The 2131-nt window shown below is 38.6% G+C and carries 2 protein-coding genes; both read right to left on the bottom strand.

Annotation, left to right across the window (positions count from 1 at the left end; translation table 11 throughout):
* Positions 1–63 precede the first annotated feature (63 nt).
* Positions 64–801: an IS21-like element helper ATPase IstB gene (gene istB, locus H9564_RS09000; RefSeq protein ID WP_062812727.1), complete on the bottom strand. Its 738-nt coding sequence runs from the start codon at positions 799–801 to the stop codon at positions 64–66.
* 1 nt (position 802) lies between these two features.
* Positions 803–2026, bottom strand: a complete 1224-nt coding sequence (gene istA / locus H9564_RS08995; RefSeq protein WP_191685124.1) for an IS21 family transposase — start codon at positions 2024–2026, stop codon at positions 803–805.
* Positions 2027–2131 lie beyond the last annotated feature (105 nt).

The following is a 2131-nucleotide window of genomic DNA, read 5'->3' as shown; positions in this document are numbered from 1 at the left end:
ATTGTCAAGGGCGGTTTTGAATTGTCGTTTTATGGCGGTTTAAAAATGTATGATTCGGGCGGTTTAAGAATTGACCGATGCCAAACGGTATGACTTCCCCTTGATCTTAATCACGTGTGAATGATAGACAAGGCGGTCCAAAATCGCCTCTGCAGTCGCAGTACTCTGGAGGACGGTTCCCCAACTTGATAATGGCACATTGGTCGTTATGATCGTTGATTTGCGCTCATAGCGGCCATTTATTAGTTGAAACAATAGTTTTGCTTCATCAGCCGTTATTGGTAAATAGCCTAATTCATCAATGATTAGTAGGTCATACCTCTCATACCGACGCATTACTCGTTCTAAATGTTGCTTTTCTTGTGCTGCCTTCAATCTAAGGATTAATTCATGACAATTAATAAATAGCGTTCGCACACCTTGCCGGCATGCTTCGATACCGAGTCCAATTGATAGATGTGTTTTACCTACGCCAGGGCTACCAATAAAGATGATGTTCTCTTGATTATCCAAGAATGACATGGTCGCAAACTCGGCGATTTGCTGCTGGTTAATCGAAGGTTGAAATTGATAATTAAACTCATTTAGTTGCTTGATAATAGGAAATCTAGCGCGTTTGATCCTTCTCTTTAGGCTTTCCTGTTGCTGATAGGCGATCTCCTTATCCGTTAGTTCTAGTAGTGCTTCGCTAAAACTAATTTGACTGTCATTGACTTGTTGCCGATAATTCGCAATTGATGCAGCCATATTGTGTAAATTTAACTTCGTTAAATTATCGATAAGTTTTTGATACTGATTCATTTTACTCCCCAATCTGATCATAAATACTGAGGTTATTAAGCATATACTGGTCAATTTCTTCGTCTGTTTTATCTTCCATCAAATCACTTTTTAGAATGGCGTGTTTGTCGTGTGGATCATAATTAAACTGCTTATTGGTTAAATCATGTTTCTGGATTTCAACGCCTTGATAGAAAATATGAATAGCTTTACCATCAGTAGCTGGTTTAATTTCAACCTCTTTTCCGATATAATTAGGGGAAACAGAGTATTGATGGTTTTGAAATCTAATCATTGAATCTCGCGATACTTTTCTAGTTTGGACGCTGTCGAAGTACCTTGTGAGATCGTAATTGAAAGACCGGAAATGCTCTTTTTCTTTTGCCCATAATTCAACTGGCTTCTGGTTATTACTTTGCGACTTCTCATGGTTAAGTCGTTGAGCTAATCGATTAACGATATCGTTCAAGTCATTGATGGTACTGAACTCGCCATCATAAGGTTTTAATCTTCCCATCGTTCTTGCCAAGGCCTCAACACAACCTTTGGTTTGTGGCCTAAATGGTCGACAAGCGATTGGGTGAAAGCCCGCATCATGACTAAATGATAGGAATCGTTCATTAAAGCGATGATGATGGAAGTCACTCAATTTATGGTCAACGACAGTTGACATATTATCAAACCAAATTTCTTTAGGAATTCCACCAGTATCCTTAAAGGCTTCAAATAAGCATTTGAATAAAGTATCCTGCTTCTGATCTAGAGTTAATCTTAAGAACTTAAATTTTGAATAGGGTAAGACATACAAGAAAATACTGAAAGTATGTGGAACACCGTTTCGGTCAGTCATGGTAACTCGTTCTTTCCAATCGACTTGAGCACTTAAGCCGATCGTATGCTCAACCCTAATCGTTGCTTTCTTAGTTTGCACTTTACGAAACCGACGACAATAGTCTTTGACGATTGTGTATTTACCAGTAAAGCCTTTTTCAACGATAAAGTCATAAATCGATTTGGCAGAACATCCGGCAGTGTATTTATCCTCAATGATATCTTGATATCCGTCTAGCTTACTACGACGGCTTCGTCGCTTCCTAACGACTGTTGTTTCACCACTCTGAGCTCTTAAATATGCCGCTTTTACAGTTCGTGGATCAACACCATATTGTCGTGCAATAGCGGAGTAATTTGGTTTTATCTTCTCTAACACAAAATATCTCATCCTTTCATAAACGTCTTTTCGCATACTCATCACTTCCTCAAAAGATTGATAAAGTGAGTATACAAAAAATGCAGGAAAACCGACAATTTTAAACCGCCGATTTCCTACATTTTACAGCCGCCCTCTACA

Origin of the sequence: Limosilactobacillus avistercoris (assembly GCF_014836425.1) — a bacterium.
Lineage (GTDB): Bacteria > Bacillota > Bacilli > Lactobacillales > Lactobacillaceae > Limosilactobacillus > Limosilactobacillus agrestimuris.
Note: the sequence above shows the minus strand (reverse complement) of the source record. Positions and strands in the feature narration are given on the sequence as shown.